At 57.7% G+C, this 26,737-nt stretch carries 22 protein-coding genes and 1 pseudogene; 9 read left to right on the top strand and 14 right to left on the bottom strand.

Features of this window, described 5'->3' with window-relative positions; translation table 11 throughout:
- Positions 1-99 precede the first annotated feature (99 nt).
- The 6 genes and pseudogenes from K8I84_RS10325 (at position 100) to K8I84_RS10300 (ending at position 7,276) form a co-directional block, all read left to right on the top strand.
- Entirely contained in the window at positions 100-2,049 is a 1,950-nt protein-coding gene (locus K8I84_RS10325; protein WP_223794679.1) for a CASTOR/POLLUX-related putative ion channel, read from the top strand.
- 244 nt (positions 2,050-2,293) lie between these two features.
- Entirely contained in the window at positions 2,294-3,886 is a 1,593-nt protein-coding gene (locus tag K8I84_RS10320) for an isocitrate lyase (protein WP_223794678.1), read from the top strand.
- A 382-nt stretch (positions 3,887-4,268) separates the two neighbouring features.
- Positions 4,269-4,775, top strand: a complete 507-nt coding sequence (locus K8I84_RS10315) for an OsmC family protein (RefSeq protein ID WP_223794677.1) — start codon at positions 4,269-4,271, stop codon at positions 4,773-4,775.
- Between the two features lie 374 nt (positions 4,776-5,149).
- Positions 5,150-5,305, top strand: a pseudogene (locus K8I84_RS10310) (hypothetical protein); the annotation flags it as partial.
- Positions 5,306-5,710: 405 nt separating this feature from the next.
- Positions 5,711-6,580 carry a Stf0 family sulfotransferase gene (locus tag K8I84_RS10305; protein ID WP_223794676.1) on the top strand — a complete coding sequence of 290 codons (870 nt, stop codon included), beginning with the start codon at positions 5,711-5,713 and terminating at the stop codon, positions 6,578-6,580.
- A 120-nt stretch (positions 6,581-6,700) separates the two neighbouring features.
- Entirely contained in the window at positions 6,701-7,276 is a 576-nt protein-coding gene (locus K8I84_RS10300) for a nucleoside deaminase (RefSeq protein WP_223794675.1), read from the top strand.
- 29 nt (positions 7,277-7,305) lie between these two features.
- Here K8I84_RS10300 and K8I84_RS10295 read toward each other — a convergent pair whose 3' ends face one another.
- Positions 7,306-8,208 carry a DMT family transporter gene (locus K8I84_RS10295; RefSeq protein ID WP_223794674.1) on the bottom strand — a complete coding sequence of 301 codons (903 nt, stop codon included), beginning with the start codon at positions 8,206-8,208 and terminating at the stop codon, positions 7,306-7,308.
- 202 nt (positions 8,209-8,410) lie between these two features.
- Here K8I84_RS10295 and K8I84_RS10290 point away from each other — a divergent pair, with 202 nt between their 5' ends.
- Together K8I84_RS10290 and K8I84_RS10285 are read left to right on the top strand one after the other, a co-directional pair.
- On the top strand, positions 8,411-9,328 hold the full coding sequence (locus tag K8I84_RS10290) for a LysR substrate-binding domain-containing protein (protein ID WP_223794673.1): 918 nt from the start codon (positions 8,411-8,413) through the stop codon (positions 9,326-9,328).
- A 42-nt stretch (positions 9,329-9,370) separates the two neighbouring features.
- Entirely contained in the window at positions 9,371-9,787 is a 417-nt protein-coding gene (locus tag K8I84_RS10285; protein WP_223794672.1) for a PaaI family thioesterase, read from the top strand.
- A gap of 26 nt (positions 9,788-9,813) precedes the next feature.
- Here the strand turns inward: K8I84_RS10285 and K8I84_RS10280 are convergent, their stop codons facing one another.
- From K8I84_RS10280 to K8I84_RS10270, 3 genes are all read right to left on the bottom strand, one after another.
- Entirely contained in the window at positions 9,814-10,893 is a 1,080-nt protein-coding gene (locus tag K8I84_RS10280) for a M48 family metallopeptidase (protein WP_223794671.1), read from the bottom strand.
- Positions 10,871-12,199: a YjgN family protein gene (locus K8I84_RS10275; protein ID WP_223794670.1), complete on the bottom strand. Its 1,329-nt coding sequence runs from the start codon at positions 12,197-12,199 to the stop codon at positions 10,871-10,873. The genes K8I84_RS10280 and K8I84_RS10275 overlap by 23 nt, the downstream gene beginning before the upstream one ends.
- Positions 12,200-12,400: 201 nt before the next feature.
- Positions 12,401-13,765, bottom strand: a complete 1,365-nt coding sequence (locus K8I84_RS10270; RefSeq protein ID WP_223794669.1) for a sigma-54 dependent transcriptional regulator — start codon at positions 13,763-13,765, stop codon at positions 12,401-12,403.
- A gap of 312 nt (positions 13,766-14,077) precedes the next feature.
- Here K8I84_RS10270 and senA point away from each other — a divergent pair, with 312 nt between their 5' ends.
- Entirely contained in the window at positions 14,078-15,445 is a 1,368-nt protein-coding gene (gene senA, locus K8I84_RS10265) for a selenoneine synthase SenA (protein WP_223794668.1), read from the top strand.
- Positions 15,446-15,452: 7 nt separating this feature from the next.
- Here the strand turns inward: senA and K8I84_RS10260 are convergent, their stop codons facing one another.
- The 10 genes from K8I84_RS10260 to accB all read right to left on the bottom strand — a co-directional run bounded on the left by K8I84_RS10260 (position 15,453) and on the right by accB (position 26,734).
- Positions 15,453-17,006, bottom strand: coding sequence for a cation:proton antiporter family protein (locus K8I84_RS10260; protein WP_223794667.1), 1,554 nt, complete (start codon positions 17,004-17,006; stop codon positions 15,453-15,455).
- A 111-nt stretch (positions 17,007-17,117) separates the two neighbouring features.
- The gene (locus K8I84_RS10255) at positions 17,118-18,053 is read right to left on the bottom strand and encodes an alpha/beta fold hydrolase (protein WP_223794666.1); all 936 of its coding nucleotides are present in this window, start codon (positions 18,051-18,053) and stop codon (positions 17,118-17,120) included.
- A 106-nt stretch (positions 18,054-18,159) separates the two neighbouring features.
- Positions 18,160-19,446, bottom strand: a complete 1,287-nt coding sequence (gene purD, locus K8I84_RS10250) for a phosphoribosylamine--glycine ligase (protein ID WP_223794665.1) — start codon at positions 19,444-19,446, stop codon at positions 18,160-18,162.
- Positions 19,447-19,473: 27 nt separating this feature from the next.
- On the bottom strand, positions 19,474-21,054 hold the full coding sequence (gene purH, locus K8I84_RS10245; protein ID WP_223794664.1) for a bifunctional phosphoribosylaminoimidazolecarboxamide formyltransferase/IMP cyclohydrolase: 1,581 nt from the start codon (positions 21,052-21,054) through the stop codon (positions 19,474-19,476).
- An 86-nt stretch (positions 21,055-21,140) separates the two neighbouring features.
- Positions 21,141-21,458: a DNA-binding transcriptional regulator Fis gene (fis, locus tag K8I84_RS10240; protein ID WP_223794663.1), complete on the bottom strand. Its 318-nt coding sequence runs from the start codon at positions 21,456-21,458 to the stop codon at positions 21,141-21,143.
- Positions 21,455-22,453, bottom strand: a complete 999-nt coding sequence (gene dusB / locus K8I84_RS10235; RefSeq protein WP_223794662.1) for a tRNA dihydrouridine synthase DusB — start codon at positions 22,451-22,453, stop codon at positions 21,455-21,457. The genes fis and dusB overlap by 4 nt, the downstream gene beginning before the upstream one ends.
- 224 nt (positions 22,454-22,677) lie before the next feature.
- Positions 22,678-23,913: a DUF3426 domain-containing protein gene (locus tag K8I84_RS10230; RefSeq protein WP_223794661.1), complete on the bottom strand. Its 1,236-nt coding sequence runs from the start codon at positions 23,911-23,913 to the stop codon at positions 22,678-22,680.
- A 62-nt stretch (positions 23,914-23,975) separates the two neighbouring features.
- Complete coding sequence (gene prmA, locus K8I84_RS10225) at positions 23,976-24,872, bottom strand: 50S ribosomal protein L11 methyltransferase (RefSeq protein WP_223794660.1); 897 nt, start codon at positions 24,870-24,872, stop codon at positions 23,976-23,978.
- Positions 24,873-24,901: 29 nt separating this feature from the next.
- Positions 24,902-26,248, bottom strand: a complete 1,347-nt coding sequence (accC, locus tag K8I84_RS10220; protein WP_223794659.1) for an acetyl-CoA carboxylase biotin carboxylase subunit — start codon at positions 26,246-26,248, stop codon at positions 24,902-24,904.
- Positions 26,249-26,266: 18 nt separating this feature from the next.
- Positions 26,267-26,734 carry an acetyl-CoA carboxylase biotin carboxyl carrier protein gene (accB, locus tag K8I84_RS10215; protein WP_223794658.1) on the bottom strand — a complete coding sequence of 156 codons (468 nt, stop codon included), beginning with the start codon at positions 26,732-26,734 and terminating at the stop codon, positions 26,267-26,269.
- Positions 26,735-26,737: the final 3 nt, after the last annotated feature.

Raw genomic sequence — 26,737 nt, 5'->3', positions numbered from 1 at the left:
GCAACCCGTCAAAATGAGACTTCGGCAAGAAAAAGTTTCGTGAAATCATCCGGGTATCGGATAAGCTGATGTAATTCAGTTTGCTGGAAAGGGGCAGCGATGCAGCCGTTGAGGATTCTTGATCGACTCAAGTTTGTAATAGAACGCCAACTGGTCAAAGGCGCTGGCTTTCAACTAATGGTGGTCGCCCTGTTTATCGCCCTGATATCGCTGGTGGGCGGCTTGCTGGTCCTGCCTGTTGGAGGGGCGTTCGATAGCGTAGGCTCGGCCATCTGGTGGGCTTTCCTTCGCCTGACCGACCCGGGTTATCTGGGCGATGACGTCGGCAATTGGCAGCGGGTTGTTTCGACTCTGCTGACCATCAGCGGCTATGTGGTGTTTATGGGCACCCTGGTGGCCATTCTCACCCGCTGGTTGATCGCCAAGATGGCCGATCTGGAACGTGGCCTGACACCGGTGACACTGAAGAACCATCTGGTGGTTCTGGGAATGAGCCGCCAGAGCCTGCCGCTGGTGTCCGAGTTGCTGGCCTCCTCCGGTCGCATGAAGCGTTTTCTCGAAAAACACGAAACCCAGCGGCTTAATCTTGTGGTGCTGTCGGAAGAAGCTTCGGCAGATCAGCTGATCGAACTTCGAAACCAGCCGGGCATCGGTCGTCGTGTGCGTCGGGTGATCCTGCGCTCGGGCACGGCGATCCAGCCCGAGGCCCTGAATCGAGTGGCCTGTCTGGATGCGGCGGTGGTGATTCTGCCCAGCGCGCCCAATGATTCTGTCAGCCATCTGGTGACTTCTGACGTTGAAACGGTCAAGGCGTTATTGTCGATAGCAGCGTTGGCACGCCAGTCCCGCTCCCCGTTGCCCTTCGTGGTGGCGGAAATCCAGGATATTCGCAAACGGGCTGTGATTGAGCGGGCCTACCCAGGTGCTGCGGAAGTGGTTGCCGGTGATGCCACCATCAGCCGTCTGATGGCTCAGAACCTTCTTCACCCGGGCCTTTCCGAGGTCTACAACGAGCTCCTGACCGCTGGAAGCGGTAACGAAATATTCGTTCGAGGGGGAGAGTCGATGGCCGGCCTTACCCTGGCTGAGATTGCTGCCGCCAGGCCAAGCGCCATTGTGCTTGGTGTACTCAAGCGTAACCACCACGAATGGCATGTTCAGCTTGTCGCATCCTCGGATACCCGTGTCGACACTGACGACCGTGTCATCCTGATGGCCCGGGACTATGCGGACACCGAGGCCAGTCCAGAACGCCAACGTATGGCGGCTGTCCGGCTGCAGGAACCCCGAGCGGTGACGCTGGAGCGAAGCTCTGAACCCCGACGCATCCTGGTTCTCGGGTGGAATCGACGGGTTCCCAGCTTGTTGTCAGAGCTGGCCAGTTATCCGTGTGCTGGCTTTCATTTGACCTGTGTGTCGGTGGTTCCAGCTGAGGAAAGGGAGCTGGCTATTCGGACATACAGCAGTACACCGCCAGTGATCTGTCGGCATATCGAGGCCGATTACATGCTCGAAGGGGAGCTGCGGCAGTTGGAGCCATCGACATACGACTCTGTGATTCTGCTGAGCAGTGATCGCCTGCCTTCCGGGGAAGAGGCGGACGCCAGAGCCATGGTCGGTTATCTGCAGCTGGAAGATGTTCTTTCGGCGTCGGCGCACAGACCTCAGGTGATTTTGGAGCTCAGTGATCCCGCCAACCGACACCTTCTGGATGGCAGCCCCGCGGAAATGCTGGTGAGCCCGGTGATACTGTCCCATGTGCTGGCCCAGGTGGCGCTGCGTCGGGAGCTCAGGGTTGTTCTGGATGAACTCTTTACGGCCGGAGGGGCCGAGATCCAGTTCCGGGACCCGGCCGATTACCCGTTGCCGGAGAGTGTCGATTTTCACCATCTGAAGAAAATGCTGGCCGAGGGTGGGGAAATCACTCTTGGCGTGTTTCGAGCTCGGCCCGATAAACAAGGCCGCCACCTGATTCTCAATCCGCCGAGGCAGCATTTTCTGGATCTTCAGGAGGCCGACAAACTCGTGGTCCTGTGTTTAACTGAATGATCTTTTTGAACCCTTGGTCCTTTCGAATGACTCCGCCTGTTCATTCCGTGAACACTGCTATGCGGTGATGGTTTGCCATTCACCAAAAAAATGCTGGAAATAGATCATATAAATTTCAATTATAAAAATGAAACCACTAAAGTAGCCCCATCGCCATCGGGGTACGTAGAAACCGACCCGTTGGCAGGAGCAGCATCTGCTTCTCCAGACCTTATCGGTACATCATCTAGAAAGGATCGAAACCATGCCGTTTGCACAAGATGTAGACCACATCGCTTCCCTGGTTCAGCAGAACCCGACCTGGAACGCCATCAACCCGAAGCACGCCGCTCGTATGCGCGCCCAGAACAAGTTCAAGACTGGTCTGGACATCGCCAAGTACACCGCCAAGATCATGCGCGAAGACATGGCAGCCTACGACAAGGACACTTCCCAGTACACCCAGTCTCTGGGATGCTGGCACGGCTTCATCGGTCAGCAGAAGCTGATCTCCATCAAGAAGCATTTCGGCAGCACCAAGCGTCGTTACCTGTACCTGTCCGGTTGGATGGTAGCCGCCCTGCGTTCAGAATTCGGTCCCCTGCCTGACCAGTCTATGCACGAGAAGACTGCCGTTTCTGGCCTGATCGAAGAGCTGTACACCTTCCTGCGTCAGGCTGACGCCTGGGAACTGAACCACCTGTTCCGCGCTCTGGACGAAGCTGAGCAAGCCGGTGACGACGCCAAGGCCAAGGAAATCGAAGCTCAGATCGACAACCACGAAACCCACGTTGTGCCGATCATTGCCGACATCGACGCTGGTTTCGGTAACGCCGAAGCGACTTACCTGCTGGCCAAGCAAATGATCGAAGCCGGTGCCTGCTGCATCCAGCTGGAGAACCAGGTTTCTGACGAGAAGCAGTGTGGCCACCAGGACGGTAAAGTAACCGTTCCTCACGCTGACTTCCTGGCCAAGATCAACGCTGTTCGTCTGGCGTTCCTGGAGCTGGGTGTGGACGACGGTGTTATCGTTGCTCGTACCGACTCCCTGGGTGCTGGCCTGACCAAGCAGATCGCTGTAACCAACGAGCCGGGCGACCTGGGCGACCAGTACAACAGCTTCATCGACGGCGACGTGATTGAAAGCGCTGACGACATCGCCAACGGCGACGTTGTTATCAAGCAAAACGGCAAGCTGGTTAAGCCGAAGCGTCTGCCTTCTGGCCTGTTCCAGTTCAAGCCGGGCTCTGGTGAAGACCGTGTTGTTATGGACTGTATCGCCAGCCTGCAGAACGGCGCTGACCTGCTGTGGATCGAGACTGAGAAACCCCACGTTGGCCAGATCGCCAGCATGGTTAACCGCATCCGTGAAGTGGTGCCCGATGCCAAGCTGGTTTACAACAACAGCCCGTCCTTCAACTGGACCCTGAACTTCCGTCAGCAGGTATTCGACGCATGGCAGGAAGAAGGCAAGGACGTATCTGCTTACGACCGCGCCAAGCTGATGAGCGAAGAGTACGACAACACCGAACTGGGCCAGCTGGCCGACGAGTGGTGTCAGAACTTCCAGCGTGACGGATCTCGCGAAGCGGGTATCTTCCACCACCTGATCACTCTGCCGACTTACCACACTGCGGCCCTGTCTACCGACAACCTGGCCAAGGGCTACTTCGGTGACGAAGGCATGCTGGCCTACGTTGCAGGCGTACAGCGTAAGGAAATCCGTCAGGGTATCGCCACCGTTAAGCACCAGGACATGGCTGGTTCCAACATCGGTGACGACCACAAAGAGTTCTTCGCTGGTGAAGCGGCTCTGAAGGCTGGTGGTAAAGACAACACCATGAACCAGTTCGGCTAATCGACGGTTCTGAGTTGTCGCTTCCGGAGTGATCCGGAGGCCCCAAAAAGCCCCATCGTTTGATGGGGCTTTTTTTGTGCCTGTACGGACCAGAATAGTGTGGACGTCAACTGTGCTTCGAATTTCGGGTGCTCACTCTGGAAATCCTGGAGTTTCGGCCTCACAACGAACCAATGACCCAGCAGGACGATGCCCAAATGCGTTTCCTCATGTTTGATCCTGACAAGTGGTTTCGAGGCGGGCGCTTCGACAGGGGTGGTCCATACTGAGAAGGCAGCTTTGCTCGTCGGAAGTGCTTATCGCGAGGGCAACGCCAGTAAGGATTTCCCTGGTTTGCCCAGACTCTGTGCGAAACAACGAAAACTTACTTCGTGAGACAACGATGACTACCCAGCACATTGGAAAAGCAGTTGAGAACGTCGAAACCTACATGAGGACCAGAACCGGACCAGAGCCCGATGTTTGTGCCACGGCAGTGGTTGAGGATGGGCTCAAGTGCCGTATTCAATCGCCAGACGGCAGATTTGTTTATACCGACATGCCCGAAGAGGTCGGTGGTACTGCCACCTGTAATTCGCCGGGATGGTTGATGCGGGCTGCAATTGCCAGCTGTGATGCTACGTTGTTGGCGATGAGAGCTGCCCGATGTGGGATTGATCTGGATTCGATAGTCGTGAGAGTTGATGCTATGTCTGACGGTCGTGGAATGTTTCTGGATGAGGGGATATCTCCGGGGTCTTCTGAAATGCGAGTCAGTTTTGATATTCGAGCTAAAAATGCCCCTCGGGAAGAAATTCAGGAGCTGGTTGACTGGGTGATTGCTCATGCCCCTGTCGGCAAGGATATTTCGCAAGCAGTGGATATATCCTATTCGCTCAAGACTGAATGAGTCCGTTGTCTGGCATAAGCAGCGGCAAAATGTGGTTGCATTCCCAGTCGATGATATCAACAGCTGCGCTGTTGCTAACAATGGATTTTCGTTGGTGTAGGATTGCTCGCTGTCGTCGCTGGCCCATTCCATTTTGAATCCATCTAACATAGGTCTGGCTAGTCAGATGTCGTTTTCGGCCATACCTATCATCTGACCCTCAGATCTCCAAGCAGTGTTAACATGCCGCTCTCGCTGCCTGGAGTTATTTGTCATGATTGTTCGTGATCGTCCCGGTGCTCTCGGGCTCATGCTGGCCTGGAAAGGGTCGGTCGTTTTCCCATATCCTGCCTCATATGCTGTTGGCTGGCCTGTTTGCCGCAGCCGTAAAGCTTAAGGAAATCCGTCAGGGTATCGCCACCGTTAAGCACCAGGACATGGCTGGTTCCAACATCGGTGACGACCACAAAGAGTTCTTCGCTGGTGAAGCGGCTCTGAAGGCTGGTGGTAAAGACAACACCATGAACCAGTTCGGCTATCGACGGTTCTGAGTTGTCGCTTCCGGATCACTCCGGAAGCCCCCGAAAAGCCCCATCGTTTGATGGGGCTTTTTTGTAACTTTTGCCCGTTCCCTGTGATAAGAGCTCTGATACATAGACAGTTGAGTAATGACAAGGATAAGTGGTTTCGTTTTGACGACAACTTTGACTGCTAGCTAATGCGCCCTGCTTAATGTCCAAAGTCTCAGCCAAGGTAGTGGTATTACCTATTCATGTCTGTTCTCTCTGAGTACTAGCTTTCAGACTCACATCTTGTTTGGTTTGAAACATCTAGTTCTTGATCTTTAGATTGCTCAGTAAGCTTCAAAAGTTGAGTGAGTGCGTACCTCTGGTCGTCGCATACGCTTGAAGCTGCAGAAATGGGTTCGGCGTTAGCGCTCTGCGCGAGGAAGGATCATGGCCAAAAATGACGTAATCAGAATTACCCGAGAGGCGACGAAATCGGCAATAGCTCAGATCCCTGAGTCAGATTTCATCGATAAGCAATACGATGTAGAGCATGCGCAAGACATCAAAGGGGTTTTTCTTCTTCTGAGCACCCCACGGTCAGGCAGTACGATGATCTGTGATCTGCTCTTCCAATCCGGATTCTGTTTGGCGCATGAGTACTTCCAGCCCTATAACTACCTGCCAATAATTGCAAAAAGATGGAAGTGTCTACGAAAAGGCATTCTTGATAAAGAGAAGTTCATTAATCAGCTAATTCGATTCCGAACTATGGAAAGTGGATGGCTCGGTATCAATTTACATGGACGTCACTTGCCCTTGTATTGGAAGCTTGAAGAATACTTTCCGCAATCGGAGAAAGTCGTGGTAAGAGTTCGGCGAAAAGATGTGGTGGCTCAAGCGGTATCCTACGAAATCGCGACTCAAACGGGGGGGTGGAGCAGTGAATTCCAAGCTAGGGCTGAGCCCGTATACTCTTTCAAAAGTATAAAGTATCGAATCAACTCCATTAAGCAGCAGGATATATTCTCGGATATCTTTGTTTCGTCGATAAATGTTCCTGTAATTGAAGTTGTATACGAAGAGCTTGTTAAGAGTCCTCGCGAGGTTTTGAGTTTTTTTCTTCCCAAAGAATATCTTGACAATGTCGAGTTAAAACCCTCCTTGGAAAAGCAAGCCTCAAGCCTGAATAGGAAGTGGATTGATCGGTTTACCCAAGAGTATATTGAAACAGATGGTAAAGGGCACTCACTAAGAAAGAGAGACGTTCTCAAGAGAATGAGAAAAAAAGAGGCATTTAATGAATCGAATCGTGCTTGAGTGGCTGTGTCTTTCGGTTAGAACATGAGCTAAGGTCCGGTTTGTCTTTTCTCCGAGAATCAGTGGTGGTCGGGTTCCCGGCTTTTCATCATGAGTTTCTCCAAATAGTGGCCTTAACTTATGAATACCCTCTTCGGCAAGAATTCCCAGAAATCGGAACAGGCACTGAGGGCGATTGCCCACATGCCGACCAAGAGTTTGCCTGTGTTGATGGATAGTGACTTTGCGCGAACGCTTACCGATGCGGACTTCATGCGGATCGCTGTGATGCTTGCGCAAAAGAGTTATGACGAAGGAGGTTGCCCGATTGGCGCGGTCATCGTTGATAAGGATACCAACCAGATTCTGGGTAAGGGGCACAATACCCTTGTCCAGGAAGGGCACCCGTACAATCATGGGGAAACCTCTGCTATTCGGGATGCGGGACGCATAGATTTCAGCAACACCACGATCTACAGTACGTTGAGCCCCTGTGATGTGTGCGCGACACTCATTCATATGCGCGGATTCCATCGGGCCGTGGTCGGCGATGTGACGAATGCTTCTGGCACGGAAGCGCTGCTACGGGAAAAAGGCGTTCAGGTGGATATTCTGGAAGATCAGGCTGGCATCGATCTTTACGCGCGCTTTCGCGCCGAAAAGCCGGAGCAGGATCTGGAGGACTGGCGCGGTTTGAGCGCTCTGAAAAACCGGTAGTACGGAGTGATTGCCAGTAACCGGGCCGCTTACAGGCCCGGTTTGTGGTTAACCTTGGGGCGAACCGGAAGGACTTCCAGAAGCCCGGCAATCAACACAATCATGCCGCCAATCACTTCGGCCGGATGCAGAGTTTCCCCCGCGAGAACGGCTGCGGACAATGCACCAAAAAGCACCTCTGACATCAACAGGATGCACACCCGAGCCGGCTCCAGCCGGGCCGTTGCCCACATCAGTGCCACCAGATTAAGACCCCACCAGAGACCGCCCGTGATCAGTGCCAGTCCGGCCATAGCTGGGGCCTCGGTGCTGGTTAGGGTTGGAACGGGCTCCAGTATCGGGGCCAGAACCAGCGCTGTTATGGCTGCACCAACGGCAAAGATAAAGGTCGCGGGCATTGCCTCAATGTTGGATTTCACGCGAATGCCGGTGGTCGAGAATGACCACAGGATGCCGGCGATCAGCGCCATCCACTCACCAATACCCTGGGGTAAGGGTAGTCCTCCGTCAGCCCCGAGCATTATCAACAGACCCACCAGGCCCAACACGATGGCAACAATCCGTAACCGGGGTGTTGGCCAGCCCATTACATAGCGGCCGATCAGTGTGCTCCAGACCGGGCTCAGGAACCAGAGCAGGATAATGATTGCGACCCGCCCATACATGAAGCCCACGGAGTAGAGGGCAAAGGCGGCTCCCCCCGCGGCAATGGAGACAAGGGCGATGGGATGAGTTTGCCTCAGCTGACGACGGTGCCGAATCGCAATGGGTAACAGCAGTAGAACGGTTGCCACCGTAATGGCGGCGGTGCCCCAGGCACCGGTCAGTCCCATGTCACCGAGGGCTCGAACCGGTAACCAGTAGATACCCCAGAGTACGCCGGTAAACAGGACGATGGCGGAGGCAAGTAGGGTGTGGCGATCATCGTTCATAAGACAGGCCTCGCAATTCAGGGGGAGCCAGACGGTGGTCTTCCACAGGCCGCAGGCCAGCTAACGATGATAGCTCGGACGGTGTCCTGGAGAGGAAAACCTTTTCTAACGCGTGAGCACGCGAGCGGCGTTATTTTGCTTATCTTTTTAGTCTATGCAATTCATTTGATCTACCCCGAGGGGTTAGCTAATCTAACTTCTAATGAGTCAGCCGCTACCCTCCCTCAACGCACTCCGCGCCTTTGAAACCACCTGTCGCCACTTGAGTTTTGCTCAAGCGGCCGAGGAGCTCCATGTGACCCCGGCTGCTGTGAAGCAGCTCGTCCGGAAGCTGGAAGAGCACCTGGGTATTGCACTGGTGGAACGTAGTGGCCGTGGACTGAAGGTAACACCGGCAGGTCGGGCAGGGCTGGATGCTCTGGCCGCTGGCTTCCAGCAGATTGAGGATGCGGTTGGTCAGATTCGTGGATACAGGCAGCCCCGGCGACTGATTATTTCGGCCGAACCCTCTTTTGCCACTGCCTGGCTGGTGCCCCGGCTTGAACGGTTTCGGGCGCTGCACGCCGATGTGGATGTGCTGATTGACTCGTCGTTGCGCCTCGCGGACCTGGAGGCGGGCGTGGCTGATGTGGCGATACGTTTCGGAGCGGCGCCGCAGAAGGGCGTGGTGGCCCATCGGCTATTTGACGAAACACTCTGCGCGTTTTGCAGCCCGTCATTGACCAGGGGGCCGGATGGCTTGAAACAGTTAACAGACCTGTCCCGTGCCACATTGATTCACTGGGATACCTCGGCCCTGACCTGGGCGAGGGCGACCCGGGACTGCGTCAGTTGGCAGTCCTGGCTTAGCCAACTGGGTGTTGAACGTATTGATGCGCGCCGGGGAATCAGTTTCAGCGACTATAACCTGGCCGTCCAGGCCGCCATCGCGGGGCAGGGAGTGGTGCTCGGGAGCCTGCCGATTATGCGAGACCTGGTGTCTGCAGGTCTTCTGGTTCGGCCCTTTACGGACGTGGTGGAAACGAGTATCGGCTACGATATCATCGCCTCGGAGAGAGCCGCCCGAACAATGCTTGTTCAAAGTTTCATTGCCTGGATCAAGGCAGAAGCCGCCAGGTGAGTGTGGCCTGCGATCCGAAGATCCCATTAGCGTGCAGGAGAGATGATGGTAACGACCGAAGAACTCAGGGAATTTTTCCGTACCGAGTTTCCTCAGGCGGACTTTGTGATCGAGTCTGTGGGCAACAAATCGGCCACCGTCCGCAAGCAGATTAACTTCGATCATCTCCGGCCCGGCGGCACTGTGTCCGGTCCGGTTCTGATGGCCATGGCGGATGTGGCCCTGTACGTGGCGATTCTGGGCGAAATAGGCCTGGTGGCACTGGCGGTGACCACAAACCTGAATGTCAATTTCCTCCGTAGGCCGGCCGCAGATCGTGACATTATTGCGGAATGCCGGTTGATCAAGGTGGGGAAGACGCTCGCCGTCGGCGATGTGCTGATCTATTCCGACGGCTTGAGTGAGCCCGTTGCCCAGGCGACGGGCACCTATTCCATACCGCCGAACCGCCCGGGCTAGGGCTCTTTTACCCTTCTGGAGAGCTTTCAGTCACGGGTCCCGAGCCAGGCCTCGGAGGCGTTCCTGAATTGTTCGATGCGCTCCCTCGAGATCGGGTGGCTCGACAGCATCACTTCGAGCAGGAAGGTGCTCTCATCGGTTTCTTCTTCGGTGAGATCCTCTTCCGTCAGACGGGCCATGATGTTGGCGAACAGCATCGGATCCAGGTCGTGACTGAGCAGGGTTTCCAGCGCATAGTCATCGGCCTGCTGCTCCATGTCCCTTGAATACGACAGACTCATCAGGAAGGCGGGAAGCGCCAGAGTGGGGTCTGAGAACGCTGACAGGTCTCCGGTCATCATCACCATCAGCCAGAACAACAGCGATGACTGCACCATCCCCTGCATGCCGTGGCGATGCTCGATATGGCCGATCTCATGGGCCAGTATGGCCACCAGCTCGTCGTCTTGTTCAGCCAGGGCGATCAGGTCGTCGGTAAATACCAGCGTGCCATTGGGCAGCGCGAGGGCATTGGCGCCAAGCAATGGCGCATCACGGAATTCAACGGCAAGCTCCTGACCTCCTGCCGTGCCCAGATACGGCGCGAAGTGCTCGAGCAGGGCCTGTTTGCGCGGTTGTGACAGGGTCGAGGGTTCGAACCAGGTGTCGTCCAGCGACTGCAGCGCGGTTTCGCCGACTGTTTGTGCTACCTTGTCTGGCAAACTGTAGGCGATGGTTTTGGAGGCCAGAGGGACGCCGTAGGTGAGCGTCAGGCCGGCGACAGCGACGGTCACCACTGCCGCAATCAGAATCAGTCCGAGGTTACGCTCAAGGCGGTGCACCAGTCGCGAAAAAACGCTGCCGGAGGATTGCCGGCTGAGCTGGTCGACACCGTCGTTGTCGGTGGTTTCGAAAACACCATCGTCCGGGAGGTGAAGGTAGCGTGGCGTGTTACCCACTCTTGGGGAGATGGTCAGGTCCTGCCAGGTAAGAATCCGCTGTTCAATGTCGGTTTTCAGCTCTACCACTCCGTCGCCAGAGCACAGGACTGCGCTCTGGCGACGGGAGTTCTGGCCGGTGTAGTACTGGCCCTCAATCGCCAGCTCAGACAGCGGAGAAGGCGACATCAAAGGCGTCTCCCAGTTCCTGGCCTACGGCGCTGGTCCGGTTCTGTTCAGCGGCGGTGAAGTGATCCAGGTCGCCGGCAATCCACATCGCTGAACAGTTGGCGCGGTAGCGTGCCATCCGGACCTTCGCCCAGGGCGTGAACAGGCCCAGCGTCAGCACGATCAGGAAAACGTTGCTGGCGTAGATCCAGACCATCTTGCCCGGACTCAGCTCAGATTCGAACTGATGGTCGGCCAGAGTGGTGGAACCCAGGAAAAGATTGGTCACACCGGCCATGAAATAGCCAATCAGAGCGATGTAGCCTGCGACGGCAACCAGCGTTGCCAGGATTTCCTGACCAACCTGCATCAGTCCCAATGCTGCAGCAGCAAAACCGAGAACCATCAGCAGAGCCATGCCGAAGAACCGGTAATAGGCCCTGGTGGTGGCCTGGAGTTCAAAGGCGGTTGTGCCATAACGGCTGTTATCGGCGATGAACTGGTGAGTCTTCTTCAGCACCAGAGGGGTCAGCAGAAGCAGGCAGACCAGGTTCAGCAGCGGCCACACGAAAGTGACCATGAACGCCTGGCCATAGCTACCCACAAAATCGAAACGAATGTTCCGGTAGGCGCTGTTGATGGCATTGAAACGCAGGGAGCGAATCATGATCCAGGGCGTTGCGACCAGGAATACCGCAACGAACAGGATGGCTGCTTCCGGAACGAGGTTAGTGATGGCCACATAGGCAATCAGGACTGCCAGGGCAATCAGGCGTCCCTTCAAAATGGTGATCGGGCTGGCCAGGTACTGAAAGCTCGCACCATCCAACTGGGTGTTGCCATAAAAGTACTGATTGTTGCGAACGGTGGCCCAGGCGGAATAAATACCGAGGGTGAGGATGGTCAGCAGTATGTTGACGATCCAGATGCCGAAGTATTCGCCACCCTTACCGGTGAACTCCAGGCCCGCACGGCGACGGTCATCGTCTCCCGGTTGTTCCCGACCTGCATTGGGGGTGGCCGGAGGTGGAGTATCTGCGGTTGCTGGGGCGTTGGCTTCAGAATCGACTACCGGCTTGGCTGCCGCTCTCGGTTGGGCTGAAATCCGGACGTTGGCGCCTGCGCGGGTCAGCTTCTGGTAATAGATCTCAGCGTCCTGATGGTTCAGGTCAGACTTGATGACCGGTGTGGCGGTGGGCAGAAACAGGCGTTCAATGCGAGCCTCGGTGGCTCTGAACAGCTCCTGCAGGTTGGCTTTAACCTGGTTTTCCTCAAAGCCGTCCAGAATCTGGCCGGAAAACAGGATCTGGTAGCGATCAACGGACATGTCGGTTCCTTTCGGTGGTGCTGTGGATGGACCGAAATTAACAGACTTTTCCGATGGTTAAGTGTCAAATTGTGCAATTTTCCGGGAAACTGTGACGGGGCACTGAAAACGGGCGCTGTTACAGCGGTGCAGAGGAGCCCGGACGACGCCGGGACGGCGGAGGCCCGGGGGTGGCCCCGCTAAACCGGGTCGCGAAGAAGATCAGGGGTCCGCGTGATGGCTCTGGTTGTACTTTTCCATCAGGCGGTAAAAGGACACCCGGGAGATTTTCAGAATTCGTGCCGCGGCAGATATGTTGTGATGGGCTAACGCCAGACTGCAAGACAGCGCTTGCCGGTCGGCCCGGGCACGAAACTCTTCCAGGCTGAGATTGGTGCTCGCCATCTGGGTGGCATCAGTACCCCCTTCATCCAAGCCCAGATCCTCGGGTTCAATGGTGCCCTTATCGCACAGCAGCGAGGCTTGGCGCAGCCGGTTCTGCAGTTCCCGGAAGTTGCCAGGCCAATTGTGTTTGACCAGGCACTCGATGGCGGCCAGGCTCAGTTGCTTGGGCTTCTGATGACTCGCCGTTGCTGCCAGCAGAGCGCTGGCAATGGCGGGAATATCCTCCCGGCGATCCCGCAGCGGAGGCATGCGGATCTCCAGCCCCCCGAGCCGGTAGAAGACATCGCTGCGGAACTGACCACTGTTTACCAGATCTTGCAGTGGTCGGGTTGCAGTGGTGATGATTCGGCAGTTGATGGGAATCGGCGTTGTACTGCCAACCCGCTCAATCTGACCCTCCTGCAAGAAGCCCAGGAGGGCCGACTGCTGGTTGTCGTCCAGTTCATCGATAGACGACAGCATCAGCGATCCGCCATTGGCCTGCTCAATACGACCCGGTTGGATGGTTTCCACGTCGTCTTGCGAGGAGTAGCTTTCAACGCCAAACAGTTCGCTCCGGGCGAGGGTGTCTGGCAGTGCGGCACAGTTGACGTTGATGAGCGGGCCGGCCGCACGGGGGGAGGTCTGGTGAAGAAACCGGGCCGCCGCGTATTTGCCTGATCCGCTTTCCCCGGTAATCAGCACGGGATCAGGCGTTACCGCAAACCGTCTCAGTAAACCGCGTATTTTTCGAATGGTTTCCGAATCGCCCTCCATCGCGAGGGCGTGGTAGTTGTCTCCGACCGGATCTGGTGCGGATGCACGAATGGATGCCATGCCCCACAAATGACCGAGCACCGTATTGAGCCGGTCCACATGCACGGGCGTGGTGTGGAAATCGGAACAGTAGCGGGCGATCAGCTGGGCCGCGGGCATGCCGCTGACGGGGCGGTGGGCGACAATGCCTACCCATACATCAAGGCTCAGTGCTTCCAGCCACTGTTCCGCTGCCAGAGCCGCCTCGGGCGGAAGGTTGGTGAGATCGAGAATGCCAACACGGGTATCCTCAGGTACCGACATCATGATCGGAACAGGGGCCTGCAAGCTATAGCCTGTGATGTGCCAGTGGGCGTCCAATGCCCGGCGCAGCGTAGTACTTCCGTTTGCCGCTGACAGCCAGACAAGCGGTCTCTTTTCCGACATGCCAAACCTCCAAAGTTTGACCCATGGGGAAACGGGACTGCCAACTGAACAGAATATGCCCAATTCACCTGGTGGGGCGATGCGCTGGAAGGTGAGCTTCCAGATCCCGGGCTTCGATCCTGTCGCACCCCGGATTTGAGACGGGAGTCACATTGTGTGCCAATCTTTCAATGTGGCTTTGTTTCAACTGGTTGGCAAGGCCGATCCAAAACGCCGTTCGTAAAGTCGTAAAGAATCTTGACGTTTTACTGCTGACGTTTCGGAACCGCACCTTCTGCTATGCTGGGGAAAACCGAAGGAGTCTGGTGATCTATGGGTGAAATGAACGCGATCGATGCGGTGGAAACCTGGCGCAACACGTTACTGGCCGATCTTGAACGCTCCCGGCAGCGCACGCGGGCGCTGATTACCTCACTGCCTGATGAAAAACTGGATGTTCCGTACCATCCCGGAGTGAACCCACCGCTGTGGGAGATGGGACATTCCGCGTTCTTTTACGAAGTGTTCGTGTTCAACCTGCTCGACGGCACACCCAGTGTTGACCCTTCCATGGATGATTTGTGGGATTCCTTTCACATCGAGCACCGGGACCGCTGGAATCGGGAGTTTTTCCCGGGGCGGGAACAAACTCTTGCCTACTTTGACACGATCTACGACCGGGTGGCCGAGCGCATCCGTTCAACGCCGCTGGATAACCAGGCCTTGTACCTGAACCGATATTCGGTGTTCCACCAGAACATGCATATCGAATCCATGACCTGGTGTCGCCAGACGGTTGGTTATCCCGCGACTCCGGACGCGACGTTTGAGCGTCCTGCGCCAGGCGCTCCGGTACCCGGCGATGCTGAGATTCCCGCCGGACGCTGGGTGATTGGCATGCCAGATGCCTCGCCCCGATACCCAATGGAAGACTTTGCTTTTGACAACGAGAAGCCGAGGTTCGAAGTCGAAATGGACGCCTTTGCGATCGCCCGGCAACCGGTGTCCTGCGGGGAGTATCTGGCCTTTGTGGAAGATGGCGGTTACCGCAAGCCCGGCTTGTGGTCGTTTGGCGGTCGCAAGTGGCTTGAGACAGAGGTGGACGTTGCGCTGGTCCATGGCAGCACCGAACCCATGCCACGGGCACCATTGCACCCGCTGTACTGGCGCTGGCACGACAACGCCTGGCAGGAGCGGGTGTTTGACCGCTGGCAACCGCTGAACCTGGATGCACCTGCGAAGCACCTGACTTACTGGGAAGCGGAGGCCTACTGCCAATGGGCGGGCAGGCGCCTGCCAACGGAATTCGAATGGGAAGTGGCCGCCCTGGCCAATCGACCGGGTGAGACCTTCCGCCGTTTTCCGTGGGGCAACGAGTATCCCGATAAGCATCTGGCGGATCTGGACGCCCTTTGCATGGGGCAAAACCCGGTGTTTGATTATCCGGAATCCGACAGTCCTTTCGGTTGCAGACAGATGATCGGTAGTGTCTGGGAGTGGACCAGCAACCAGTTTCTGCCTTACGACGGCTTCAAGGTGGATATGTATCCGTTCATGTCCACCTTGCAGTTCGGGGATCACAAGGTGAGCCGGGGAGGCAGTTGCGCTACCTCTTCGTGCCTGATTCGTGGCACCTATCGGCAGGCCTATTTGCCGCTGCGCAACGACGTCTACACCGGTTTCCGAACCTGCGCCCGGTAACTGGGCGTCAGCTTTCTTTCTGTTCCTGGCGCGTGATGATGTGGCTGCCCAGAGCCACGCCCGTTTCGCTCATGGTCAGGTAGGCGTCATTGGCACCGGCTTCACGAATCGCCTTGGCTTCGTCGTCGTACATGGTGTGCGCCACAATGTAGCCCCGGAAGCCGAGTTTTCTGAGCATACGGGCGGCGACCAGCTTGGCTTCAATATCCCCGAGCGCGAGGATCACCGAGTGCACGGATGGCATGTGCAGCCCGCTCCAGAAGGAGGCATCTTCCGCATCGGCAAAGACCACATTGCGACCCCGCTTCTGATGCTTCTGCGCTTTTGCCGGGTCCGAGTCCAGCCCCATCAGTTCGGTCTCGTGCCTGGCTATCCAGTCATAAGCGGCGGTGCCGGTCCGGCCCATTCCCATGATCAGAACCCGGGTGGTGCCCAGAGAAATCGGCTGTTCATCCGGATGATGCTGTTTGCCTTCAAACGGGGTGAGCCGGTTGCCATAACGCTCGAAGATCGGGTGGGCAAACCGGTTCAGTGGGGCAGAGATGGCAAACGAAATGGACACCGAGATCGCCAGTGGGACCAGCCATTCCGGCAGAGCCACGCTGGCGACGATCAAACCGAATTCGCTGTAGTTGGTCAGCGCCAGTGACGAGAGAAACGCACTGCGCGCTCGTAGCCGGAAGGCGAGTAGCAGGAAAAAGAACAGTATCCCTTTGAGGGGCAGCACCAGCCCAGCAATCACCGCGAACATCAGGGAATCGGCATCCGGTAGTCCGCCGATACCAATTTGCAGGAAAAAGCCCACCAGGAACATCTCTTTCACGCTCCACAGCGACTTGGACAGCTCCTGAGAACGGGGGTGTTTGGCCAGCATGGCCCCGAACACCAGGGCGCCAAGTTCGGAGCTCAGGCCCACCATGTCAAATCCGTAGCCACCAAGGACCAGGGCCAGCAACAGGCCCAGCAGCACCAGCAATTCGTCGTGACCACTGGCGTCGAGCAAGCGGAACAGCACCGGTCGCAACAGGGGCAAGCCGAACACAATCAACGCCCACTGGGATGGTGTCTGGCCGGCAGCGAAACTCATCACCGCCAGGGCAATCAGATCCTGCATGATCAGGATGCCGATGGCGACCCGACCATGAAACGCCCTCAGTTCGCGCTTTGATTCCAGAACCTTGGCCGCCAGCACCGTGGAGGAGAACGACAGGGCGATGGCCAGCAGCAGGGCGGTGGACCAGGACAGGTCCATCAGCAGGTACAGCCCCGGAGTGAAAACCGTGCAGGTAATTGCGAAGTGCAGCAGGCTGCCACCAATGACTTCCGGGCTGAAAATGGACCGGAGCTTGAGCTTGAGACCGACAGTAAAGAGCAGTAGCAGAACGCCAATGTGAGCGAATTCTTCCAGTGCGTGTGTGGACTCGATTGTCAGGTCGGTGACCGAGCCAAGTCCACTTAGTAGGAAGCCGGCAGCCAGATAGCCTACCAGAGGAGGGAGTCCGACGGTTTTCACCATCAGGCCAAGAATAAAGGCAAAGGATATCCAGAGAGCTTCAGGCATTGGCGGATTCTTTCTGTAATCACAGGGTTACGAGTGCAAGGCTATCCTTTTTCGCGCCCCCGTTGTAGTCGATTAACGTGGAATCCGCCGGAATTTATTCCGGAGCGCCGGTTAATCCGACGCGTCGGCCAGTTCCCTGAAAAGCTCTGCGGAGCGTTCGGGTGCTTCGATCATTGGTGCGTGGCCAATGTCTTCCATGATTTCCAGCCGGGCGTTGTCGATCAGTGACACGAACAGATCGCCGTTACGGTAGTTGATGACCCGATCCTCTTTGCCCCACACCACGAGGGTCGGGGCCTGTATACCTTGGATGCGCTGGCGGAACTCGGTCTGGAAGCCACTGTCACGGATGGCTTCGAAAATCACTTCGTTGATTTCCCGGTTAGCGATCTTTTTTTCTTCCACCACACCGAGCACTGGCCAGGGGATGAACGGCTTTTCCTGGAGGGCAAAGTCGATCAGACGCTCAAAGTCGCCCGGTTTGCTTGGAATCAGCGGGTTGTCACCGGCGACAACCAGGTCCACCAGTTCCGATTCGTATTCCATGATGCCTGCCGGGTTGAGCAGCATGGCGGACTTGATGCGGTCCGGGTAACGGGACGAATACAGGGCGGTGATGGCGCCACCCATGGAGTTGCCCATCATGTGGTACTGGTTCAGGGCCAGGGCGTCGAGAATGCGGGCCAGGTGTTCCGTCTGCTGGGCCAGGCTGTAACCCAGGTCCATCGGCTTGCTGCTGTCACCGTGGCCGGGCAGGTCGATGGCGTAAACGTTGAAGTCGTCGGTCAGCTCCCTGGCCAGGCGGGTCCAGTTGTCCTTGTCGGCGCCGAAACCGTGAACCATCACCACGGTGTCGCCATCGGTTGGTTCCTTGTTAGCCAGATAGGCTATCTGCCAGTCCCCGACCTCCACGGTCTTGACCTGCAGCCCGGCACCGGAACGCTCCAGGCCAATCGCAGTCTCGTACATGCTGTGCCGGGAGCAGGCGCTCAGCCACAGCATGGAGAGTATTAACAGGGAAACCTTGAAGCCGGTTTTTCGGGGCATAAGAACAACTCCTGATCAATCACGAGACGGCGATGCCGGTGTGATCACAGACTGTATCCCATAAAAAAGCCCGGTCAATGACCGGGCTTTGATTTCGTGTGTTGTATCAGGCCTGCTCACGGGCGATGGCCCGATATGCAATGTCCTTGCGGTAGAACACGCCGTCCCAGCAAATGGATTCGGCGAGCTTGTAGGCCCGCTGCTGGGCTTCGGTGACGGTGTTGCCCAGTGCGGTGGCGCACAGTACCCGTCCGCCGGCGGTCACGACCTGTTCGCCGTCCAGCTTGGTGCCTGCGTGAAACACCTTTTCGCCTTCGGTTTCGGCCTGTGGCAGGCCGCTGATGGCGTCCCCCTTGTTGTAGCTGCCGGGGTAGCCGCCGGCGGCCAGAACAATGCCCACAGAGGCGCGCTCGTCCCAGTCGGAGCTGCACTGGTCCAGCTTGCCATCAATCGCAGCGTTGCACAGCTCGACCAGGTCGGAGCGCATACGCAGCATGATGGGCTGGGTTTCCGGGTCACCAAAACGGCAGTTGAATTCGATCACCTTTGGCGCACCGGACGCGTCGATCATCAGGCCGGCGTACAGGAACCCCTTGTAGGGATGCCCTTCGGCGGCCATGCCACGCACGGTAGGGTAGATCACCTCGTCCATGATCCGCTTATGGATGTCGGCGGTGACCACAGGCGCAGGAGAGTAGGCACCCATGCCTCCGGTATTGGGTCCGGTATCGCCATCACCGACACGTTTGTGGTCCTGGGAGGTCGCCATGGGCAGGACATTCTCGCCATCCACCATAACGATGAAACTGGCTTCCTCGCCGTCGAGGAATTCCTCGATCACCACGCGGCTGCCTGCGTCACCAAAGGTATTGCCCGACAGCATGTCGCGAATGGCGTCTTCAGCTTCTTCCAGGGTCATCGCCACGATAACGCCTTTGCCGGCGGCCAGGCCGTCGGCCTTGACGACAATCGGGGCGCCTTGCTCACGGACGTAGGCCAGCGCCTGGTCCACATCGGTGAAGTTGGCGTAGGCTGCGGTGGGAATGGTGTGTCTTGCTAGGAAGTCCTTGGTGAAGGCCTTGGAACCTTCCAGCTGTGCTGCGCCCGCACTTGGGCCGAACACTCGCAGGCCTCGCTCTTCAAATTTGTCGACGATGCCGGCAACCAGTGGCGCTTCCGGGCCCACAATGGTCAGGCCAACGTTGTTGGCTGCAGCGAAGTTGGCCAGGCCGTCCAGGTCCATCACGTCGATGGCCACGTTTTCCAGACCCGGTTCACGAGCGGTGCCGGCATTCCCGGGCGCTACAAAGACGCGTTCGGCGTCCGGGCACTGGGCGGCTTTCCAGGCCAGGGCGTGTTCACGACCGCCGCTGCCAATAACAAGTACGTTCATGCTCATAATCCTTTTGCGAAATCCGAATCAGTGGCGGAAATGGCGCATGCCGGTGAATACCATGGCAATGCCGTGCTCATTGGCCGCATCGATCACTTCCTGGTCGCGCATGGAGCCACCCGGCTGGATGACCGCGGTAATGCCCGCTTCGGCGGCGGCATCAATGCCATCGCGGAACGGGAAGAAGGCATCGGAGGACATCACGGAGCCTTTCACTTCCAGGCCCTCATCGGCGGCCTTGATGCCGGCGATGCGGGCACTGTAGACGCGGCTCATCTGGCCTGCGCCAATGCCAATGGTGCGGCCGGCCTTGGCATACACGATGGCGTTGGACTTGACGTACTTGGCCACTTCCCAGGCAAACAGCAGGTCGTTCAGCTCTTCTTCGGACGGCTGGCGCTCGGTGACCACCTTGACGTCTTCCATGGCCACCATGCCCAGATCCCGATCCTGAACCAGCAGGCCGCCGGTCACTCGCTTGTAGTCCATGCTCTGGATACGCTCGCCATTGAACTCGCCGCAGGCCAGCAAGCGCACGTTTTTCTTGGCTGACACCAGTTCGGCGGCTTCAGCGCTGACGGTTGGCGCAATGATCACTTCGACGAACTGACGCTCGATGATGGCGCTGGCCGTTTCGGCGTCCAGCTCCCGGTTAAAGGCAATGATGCCGCCGAACGCGGAAGTGGGGTCGGTGGCGAAGGCCAGGTCGTAGGCCTGACGGATATCCGCGCCAATGGCGACACCACAGGGGTTGGCGTGCTTGACGATGACACAGGCAGGATCGGCAAACGGCTTGACGCACTCCAGCGCGGCGTCGGTATCGGCCACGTTGTTGTAGGAAAGCTCTTTGCCCTGCAGCTGCTTGGCGGTCGCAACACAGGCTTCCTTAGGGTTGCGTTCGGCGTAAAAAGCCGCCCGCTGGTGCGGGTTCTCGCCGTAACGCATGTCCTGCACTTTCACGAACTGAGTGTTGAAGGTGCGGGGGAAATCGGGAGTCTCGTTGTCGGCCGTACGTCCGCCCAGGTAGTTGGCAATGGCGCCATCGTAACCGGCGGTGTGCTCGAACGCCTTCACGGCCAGATCAAAACGGGTGCGATAGGTCAGTTCACCGCCGTTGTCTTTCAGCTCTTTCAGCACGCTGCTGTAGTCGGACGCGTTTACCACGATAGCAACGTCGTTGTGGTTCTTGGCGGCAGCACGGACCATGGTTGGCCCGCCGATGTCGATGTTCTCGATGGCGGTAGGCAGGTCACAGTCCGGGTTGGCCACCGTTTCTTCGAACGGGTACAGGTTGACCACGACCATGTCGATGGCGTTGATACCGTGTTCGGCCATCACACTGTCGTCGGTGCCGCGCCGGCCCAGGATGCCACCGTGAATCTTCGGATGCAGGGTTTTGACCCGGCCATCCATCATCTCGGGGAAGCCTGTGTAGTCGGAAACTTCGGTGACCGGAACGTTGTTTTCTTTCAGGAGGCGGAAGGTGCCGCCGGTGGAAAGCAGTTCGACGCCGAGTTCGGTGAGGGCGCGGCCGAAGTCGACGATGCCGGTTTTGTCACTCACGCTGATCAGTGCGCGACGGATCGGGGTGTTAACCTGATTTGCCATGTGTCACTTTCTTTTTGCTGCGGGATGAACGAATAAGGGCCTCGCGAAGTGTGTCCGGGAGGCCCTTATTAAAACGGGTGTCGGGATTATAGCAGACCGTACTGCTTGAGTTTCTTCCGCAGAGTGCCGCGGTTCAATCCCAGCATCACTGACGCCTTGGTCTGGTTGTTACGGGTGTACTTCATCACCTGCTCCAGCAGGGGCGCTTCCACTTCGGACAACACCAGCTGGTAGACGTCGGTTACCGGTGCGCCGTCCAGCTGCGCGAAGTAGTTTTTCAGCGCAACTTCGACGCTGTCACGCAGGGTGACATGGTTGCCGCCGCCATTCAGCGTTTTCAGCTGATGGATATCATCGTTAACCTGAGTGTTCAGGTTTTCAGAAGCCAAAGTCTCAGCGGTCATGCTGCGAATACCTCTCCATTTCGTAAATCTTCAAAGTACTGTTGAATACTGTCTCTCTGCTCCAGCGCGCAATCGATCGCGTTGAAGCGTCTGCGAAACTGTTCGCCCTGCTCGTGGGTCTGCAGGTACCAGCCCACATGCTTTCTGGCAATCCGCACGCCCATGGTTTCGCCATAGAAACCGTGCAATGCATCCAGATGCTCCGCCAGGATCTGCTCCACTTCGTCCATCGGTGGTGCGGGCAGGTGCTTTCCGGTTTCCAGGAAATGCAGGATTTCCCGGAAGATCCAGGGCCTGCCCTGTGCTGCCCGGCCGATCAGCAGGCCATCGGCACCGGTGTACTGGAGCACGTGCCGGGCTTTTTCCGGGGAGTTGATATCGCCGTTGGCAAACACCGGAATATCGACCTGGGCTTTCACCTCGGCAATGGTGTCGTACTCTGCGTCACCGTTGTATTTGTCGGCACGGGTGCGACCGTGGATCGCCAGGGCCTGAATGCCTGCCTCTTCCGCCATGCGGGCAATCGTTGGCGCATTGCGATGCTCGTGATTCCAGCCGGTGCGCATTTTCAGCGTGACCGGAATATCCACCGCATTGACGACGGCGGTCAGGATTTCTCCGACCAGTTTTTCATCCCTCATCAGTGCAGAGCCTGCTGCCTTGTTACACACTTTCTTGGCAGGGCAGCCCATATTGATGTCGATTATCTGGGCGCCGAGCTCGGCGTTCTTCCTGGCTGCGGTGGCGAGCATCTCCGGATCGCCGCCCGCGATCTGAACCGACCGTGGCTCCGGTTCGCCCGTATGATTCAGACGAAACTTGGACTTGCGGGTATGCCAGAGTTTGCTGTCCGCTATGACCATCTCGGAGACCGCCAGGCCTGCTCCCATCCTCCGGCACAGAAGCCGAAAGGGACGGTCGGTCACACCGGCCATCGGTGCAACAATGAGCGGATTGGGCAAGGTGTACGGCCCGATTTTTGCCGTCGGCAGCATGATCTGAGTCCGTGTCACAGCGGGTTAAGCAAATTTCGGATATTTAATGGTTGTTCAATTAGTGATCGACCAAGAACCGAAGGGCGCTAATGATACCGTCGGGGCCGGCCTGATTGAAGGGGCCTGACGGTGAAAAAGGTGATTATTTTTCGTGCTTTTTGTTTGACTTTTGTTCTTCTGAGCGGCGGTCCGTATTTACTTGCGGGTAAATACTTGCTAGCCGCTCAGGGTGTGTGGGGGCGGAAGATAATGTTGTAGTTGACCGCATCTTTGCCCGGGTCGCGAATGGAAATGGCAATGCGAACCGGTGTGTTGGTCGGCATGGCTTCCAGACTTCGGCCTTCGCCTGCCAGGTATTCTTCGGGTGTAAAGATGCTCTGGGCCACCACATCGCCGTTCAGGTTGGAGAAAGTGAGGGCGATGGCCGGGAACGGCTGTTCAAACTTGCCCCGGTTGATGATAACTGCGTCCACCAGCAGCTGGGTCCTGTTTTCCGGATTGGTTTTGACCACCAGTTTCCGGCTCTGAATGGCGCCCACATTGACCAGCGGTTCGAGTTCGCATCCTGCCAGTTCGCAGCCTTTTTCGTAGAAGGGGCGTAATTCGGGAATGGCGGACAGGCGATCGAACTGGAACCAGGTGACCTGGGCGACCAGGACGCCGAGCAGTGCCAGGACCACAAGACTCCAGAGGAAGGTGCGCAGCCGTCCGCCGCCACTGCTGGGCACCGAGACCGGCTCACGGCGCAGGTCACTGAATGGGACGGAAGCGGACATGGGTTCGCCAAGACGGTCTTCCTGGCCGGTGGCACGGAAGGTCGTGGTGTCGTCCATCAATTCAAAGCCGGATTCGGTTGGCGGTGCGGTTGGAGCTGGCGTTTGCTCGTTGGCAGGCGGCTCCGTGGGCGTGTCCTCGGGCACAGATGTCCTGGCCGGCTCAGGGGCAATGGGTTCCGGTGCTGGCTGCGGGGGTACCTCGGCCCGGGCGGCGGGTTCCCTTTTGGTGGGCTTTCGAGGGGCTTCCGGTTCGGCATCGCCGAGCTCGTTGAGCATCGCCTCGGCCCAGCTTTCATCGATATTTTCGTTCGAGTCTTCGTGGTCGATGTCTGTGAAGGTGCTGGAAGGTTTTTCGTCGATGGTGCGGAAGCTGTCGCTCAGTTCATCGTCGGAAAAGCTCAGCGTGCTTCCGGTGTAATGGCCTTCGGTGGCGTCTTCGTCCGGGTTGTCGGCGAAGACAAACTCTTCTTCCGTGGAAAATTTTCCAGGCTGCTCCGCTTTTGGCGCTTCGGTCTGTGGCTTGCTCGCCGAGCCCTCTGGCACTACCTGATGCTCAATGGCGTTGAACACCGACATGCAGTTTCCGCAACGAACCTTGCCCCTGGCAACGCTGAGTTGGTCCTCGGTTACCCGGAATCGTGTCTCGCATTTGGGGCACTGGGTTTGCAGACTGCTCTGGCTCATTCTTCCGTCCTGAAAGGCACTTAACTACAAAATTGGCAGTTTAGAGGTTCTCGTGCCTTGCGTCACCCGTCGTGGCGGCGTCCTGTGAGGCGTATCCATTCTTCCCGCTGCTCGGGCTCGTCCATGATGAACCAGGGCTCATAAGCTTCCATGACCTCACGGGCCTGATTCGACAAAATGCCAGACAGCACCAGTTGGCCGCCGGGCTTGGTGAGTTTGGCCAGATGGGAGGCCAGGCCGATAAGCGGCTGGGCCAGAATATTGGCCAGCATAAGGTCGGCCTGGGTATCGGGCTCGTTTTCCGGCAAATACAGGTCCAGACGACTGTCTTCTACGCTGTTGCGCCGGGCGTTGTCGCGACTGGCCTCCAGGGCCTGGGGATCGGTATCCACGCCAACGACATGGTCCGCGCCCAGCAGCAGGGCGGCCAGGCCCAGAATGCCAGAACCGCAGCCGTAGTCGGTCACTTGCTTGCCCTGCACATCCTGGCCGTCCAGCCATTCCAGACACAGGGCGGTGGTCGGATGAGTGCCGGTGCCGAAGGCCAGGCCCGGGTCCAGCATCAGGTTGGCCGCCTCAGGATCGGGTGGTTGATGCCAGCTTGGCACAATCCACAGTCGCTGACCGAACTGCAGAGGCTGAAAATCATCCATCCAGGCGCGTTCCCAGTCCTGGTCCTTGATCAGGCTGACCTCGATATCCGGCAAGCTCTGCTGGGTGGCCTGATGCCAGGCATCCCGGACGTCCGCACACAACTGATCGATGTCCCGGTCAGACTGGAACAGCCCCTTAACGACCGTCTGGCTCCACAGCGGGGTGGTGCCGGGATCCGGTTCGTAAAGGGGCTGGTCGGCGGCGTCCTCCATGGAGACGGCGTCAGCGCCCATCTCCATGAGCACGTCTTCAAGCTGGTCCGCGTCCTCCGGGGTCGCAGGGATCTGGAGTTGTATCCAGGGCATAGTGGGTCCTGCTGTTGGCGACGGGGCGATTATTCCCGCATCAGTTTTTCCAGGTGGTGAATGGTAAAGTCTACCTGCTTGAAGCCACCGTCGCGTACCAGTCGGCGGTGTAGCGGCTGATTGGTCTTGATGCCTTCCACCACCAGTTCGTCCAGCGCGTTCTTCATACGGCGACGGGCGATTTCCCGGTCGTCTCCCCAGGTAATGAGTTTAGCAATCAGGGAGTCGTAGTAGGGCGGTACTGTGTAGCCGCTGTACAGATGCGAATCGACCCGCACGCCATAGCCGCCGGGGGCGTGGTAGTGCTTGACCTTGCCGGGGCTGGGCACGAAGGACTTCGGGTCTTCGGCGTTGATCCGGCACTCCATGGCATGGCCGGAGATGCGGATGTCCTCCTGGCTGTACTGCAGGGGCAAACCACTGGCGATGCGCAGCTGTTCGCGCACGATATCCACGCCGGTGACCATCTCGGACACCGGGTGCTCCACCTGAACCCGGGTGTTCATTTCAATGAAGTAGAACTCGCCATCCTGGTACAGGAATTCAAAGGTACCTGCACCGACGTAACCAATTTCCTTGCACGCATCCACGCACGCCTTAAGGGTGCGGGCCCGGGATTCCTGGTTGATGTTGGGGGCCGGGGCCTCCTCAATCACCTTCTGATTCCGGCGCTGCATGGAGCAGTCCCGGTCACCCAGGTGAATGCAGTTGCCGTGCATGTCGGCGAGCACCTGCACCTCCACGTGGCGGGGATGCTCCAGGAATTTTTCCAGGTACACGGTGGGGTCACCGAAGGCGTTGCGGGCCTCACTCTGGGTAATCTGGATGGACTTGAGCAGGGTTGCCTCGGAGTGCACTACCTGCATGCCCCGACCACCGCCACCGGCGGCGGCCTTGATCATGATCGGATAACCAATTTCACGGGCGATGCGCAGGGTGCGTTCGTGGTCATCGGTGATCGGGCCGTCAGAGCCGGGAACGGTGGGTACGCCGGCCTTGATCATGGCGTTGATGGCCGACACCTTGTTGCCCATCAGGCGAATGGTTTCAGCCTTCGGGCCGATGAAACGGAAACCGCTCTTCTCAACCTGTTCGGCAAAGTCGGCGTTTTCCGCCAGGAACCCGTAACCGGGATGGATACCAACGGAGTCCGTCACTTCCGCCGCACTGATGATGGACGGAATGTTCAGGTAGCTGTCCAGCGGATTGTTCGGGCCGATACAGACCGATTCGTCTGCCAGCCGGACATGCATCAGGTCGCGGTCAACCTGGGAGTGTACGGCAACGGTCTTGATGCCCAGTTCCTTGCAGGCTCGCAGGATGCGCAGGGCAATTTCACCCCGGTTGGCGATCAGAACTTTTTCTAGCATAGCCATGGGAAAGGTTCACCGAATTCAGGAAATGACAACCAGTGGCTGGTCGTATTCAACCGGCTGGCCGTTTTCGACCAGGATGTCCGTGATGGTACCGCTCTTGTCGGCTTCAATCTGGTTCATCATTTTCATTGCTTCCACAATGCAGATGACCTCGCCGGCTTTCACGGTCTGGCCCACTTCCACAAACGGGGTGGCGGTGGGGGACGGTGCCCGGTAGAAGGTACCCACCATCGGCGATTTCACGCTGTGGCCGCTGGGTTGGGCCGGCGCCTCAGCTTCCTGGCTTGACGACGGTGCCGGCGCAGTGTCCGGAGCAGCAAACTGCTGGGGCGCAGCTGGCGCGTAATGGCTTACGTACTGGGTGCCGCCAGTCTGTTCGCGACGGCGGGAGATGCGAACGGAGTCATCTCCCTCGTGAATCTCCAACTCCTCGACATCGGACTCTTCGAGCAGCTCAATCAGTTTTTTTACTTTACGAATATCCATGGT

The sequence above is a fragment of the Marinobacter sp. F4216 genome (assembly GCF_019931195.1).
Taxonomy (GTDB): domain Bacteria; phylum Pseudomonadota; class Gammaproteobacteria; order Pseudomonadales; family Oleiphilaceae; genus Marinobacter; species Marinobacter suaedae.
This window is presented reverse-complemented; position numbering and strand designations above follow the sequence as displayed.

Coding starts and splice junctions, on each gene's coding strand:
- K8I84_RS10325 (WP_223794679.1), top strand. CDS start 100: ATGCAGCCGTTGAGGATTCTTGATCGACTCAAGTTTGTAATAGAACGC.
- K8I84_RS10320 (WP_223794678.1), top strand. CDS start 2,294: ATGCCGTTTGCACAAGATGTAGACCACATCGCTTCCCTGGTTCAGCAG.
- K8I84_RS10315 (WP_223794677.1), top strand. CDS start 4,269: ATGACTACCCAGCACATTGGAAAAGCAGTTGAGAACGTCGAAACCTAC.
- K8I84_RS10305 (WP_223794676.1), top strand. CDS start 5,711: ATGGCCAAAAATGACGTAATCAGAATTACCCGAGAGGCGACGAAATCG.
- K8I84_RS10300 (WP_223794675.1), top strand. CDS start 6,701: ATGAATACCCTCTTCGGCAAGAATTCCCAGAAATCGGAACAGGCACTG.
- K8I84_RS10295 (WP_223794674.1), bottom strand. CDS start 8,208: ATGAACGATGATCGCCACACCCTACTTGCCTCCGCCATCGTCCTGTTT.
- K8I84_RS10290 (WP_223794673.1), top strand. CDS start 8,411: ATGAGTCAGCCGCTACCCTCCCTCAACGCACTCCGCGCCTTTGAAACC.
- K8I84_RS10285 (WP_223794672.1), top strand. CDS start 9,371: ATGATGGTAACGACCGAAGAACTCAGGGAATTTTTCCGTACCGAGTTT.
- K8I84_RS10280 (WP_223794671.1), bottom strand. CDS start 10,893: ATGTCGCCTTCTCCGCTGTCTGAGCTGGCGATTGAGGGCCAGTACTAC.
- K8I84_RS10275 (WP_223794670.1), bottom strand. CDS start 12,199: ATGTCCGTTGATCGCTACCAGATCCTGTTTTCCGGCCAGATTCTGGAC.
- K8I84_RS10270 (WP_223794669.1), bottom strand. CDS start 13,765: ATGTCGGAAAAGAGACCGCTTGTCTGGCTGTCAGCGGCAAACGGAAGT.
- senA (WP_223794668.1), top strand. CDS start 14,078: ATGGGTGAAATGAACGCGATCGATGCGGTGGAAACCTGGCGCAACACG.
- K8I84_RS10260 (WP_223794667.1), bottom strand. CDS start 17,006: ATGCCTGAAGCTCTCTGGATATCCTTTGCCTTTATTCTTGGCCTGATG.
- K8I84_RS10255 (WP_223794666.1), bottom strand. CDS start 18,053: ATGCCCCGAAAAACCGGCTTCAAGGTTTCCCTGTTAATACTCTCCATG.
- purD (WP_223794665.1), bottom strand. CDS start 19,446: ATGAACGTACTTGTTATTGGCAGCGGCGGTCGTGAACACGCCCTGGCC.
- purH (WP_223794664.1), bottom strand. CDS start 21,054: ATGGCAAATCAGGTTAACACCCCGATCCGTCGCGCACTGATCAGCGTG.
- fis (WP_223794663.1), bottom strand. CDS start 21,458: ATGACCGCTGAGACTTTGGCTTCTGAAAACCTGAACACTCAGGTTAAC.
- dusB (WP_223794662.1), bottom strand. CDS start 22,453: ATGCTGCCGACGGCAAAAATCGGGCCGTACACCTTGCCCAATCCGCTC.
- K8I84_RS10230 (WP_223794661.1), bottom strand. CDS start 23,913: ATGAGCCAGAGCAGTCTGCAAACCCAGTGCCCCAAATGCGAGACACGA.
- prmA (WP_223794660.1), bottom strand. CDS start 24,872: ATGCCCTGGATACAACTCCAGATCCCTGCGACCCCGGAGGACGCGGAC.
- accC (WP_223794659.1), bottom strand. CDS start 26,248: ATGGCTATGCTAGAAAAAGTTCTGATCGCCAACCGGGGTGAAATTGCC.
- accB (WP_223794658.1), bottom strand. CDS start 26,734: ATGGATATTCGTAAAGTAAAAAAACTGATTGAGCTGCTCGAAGAGTCC.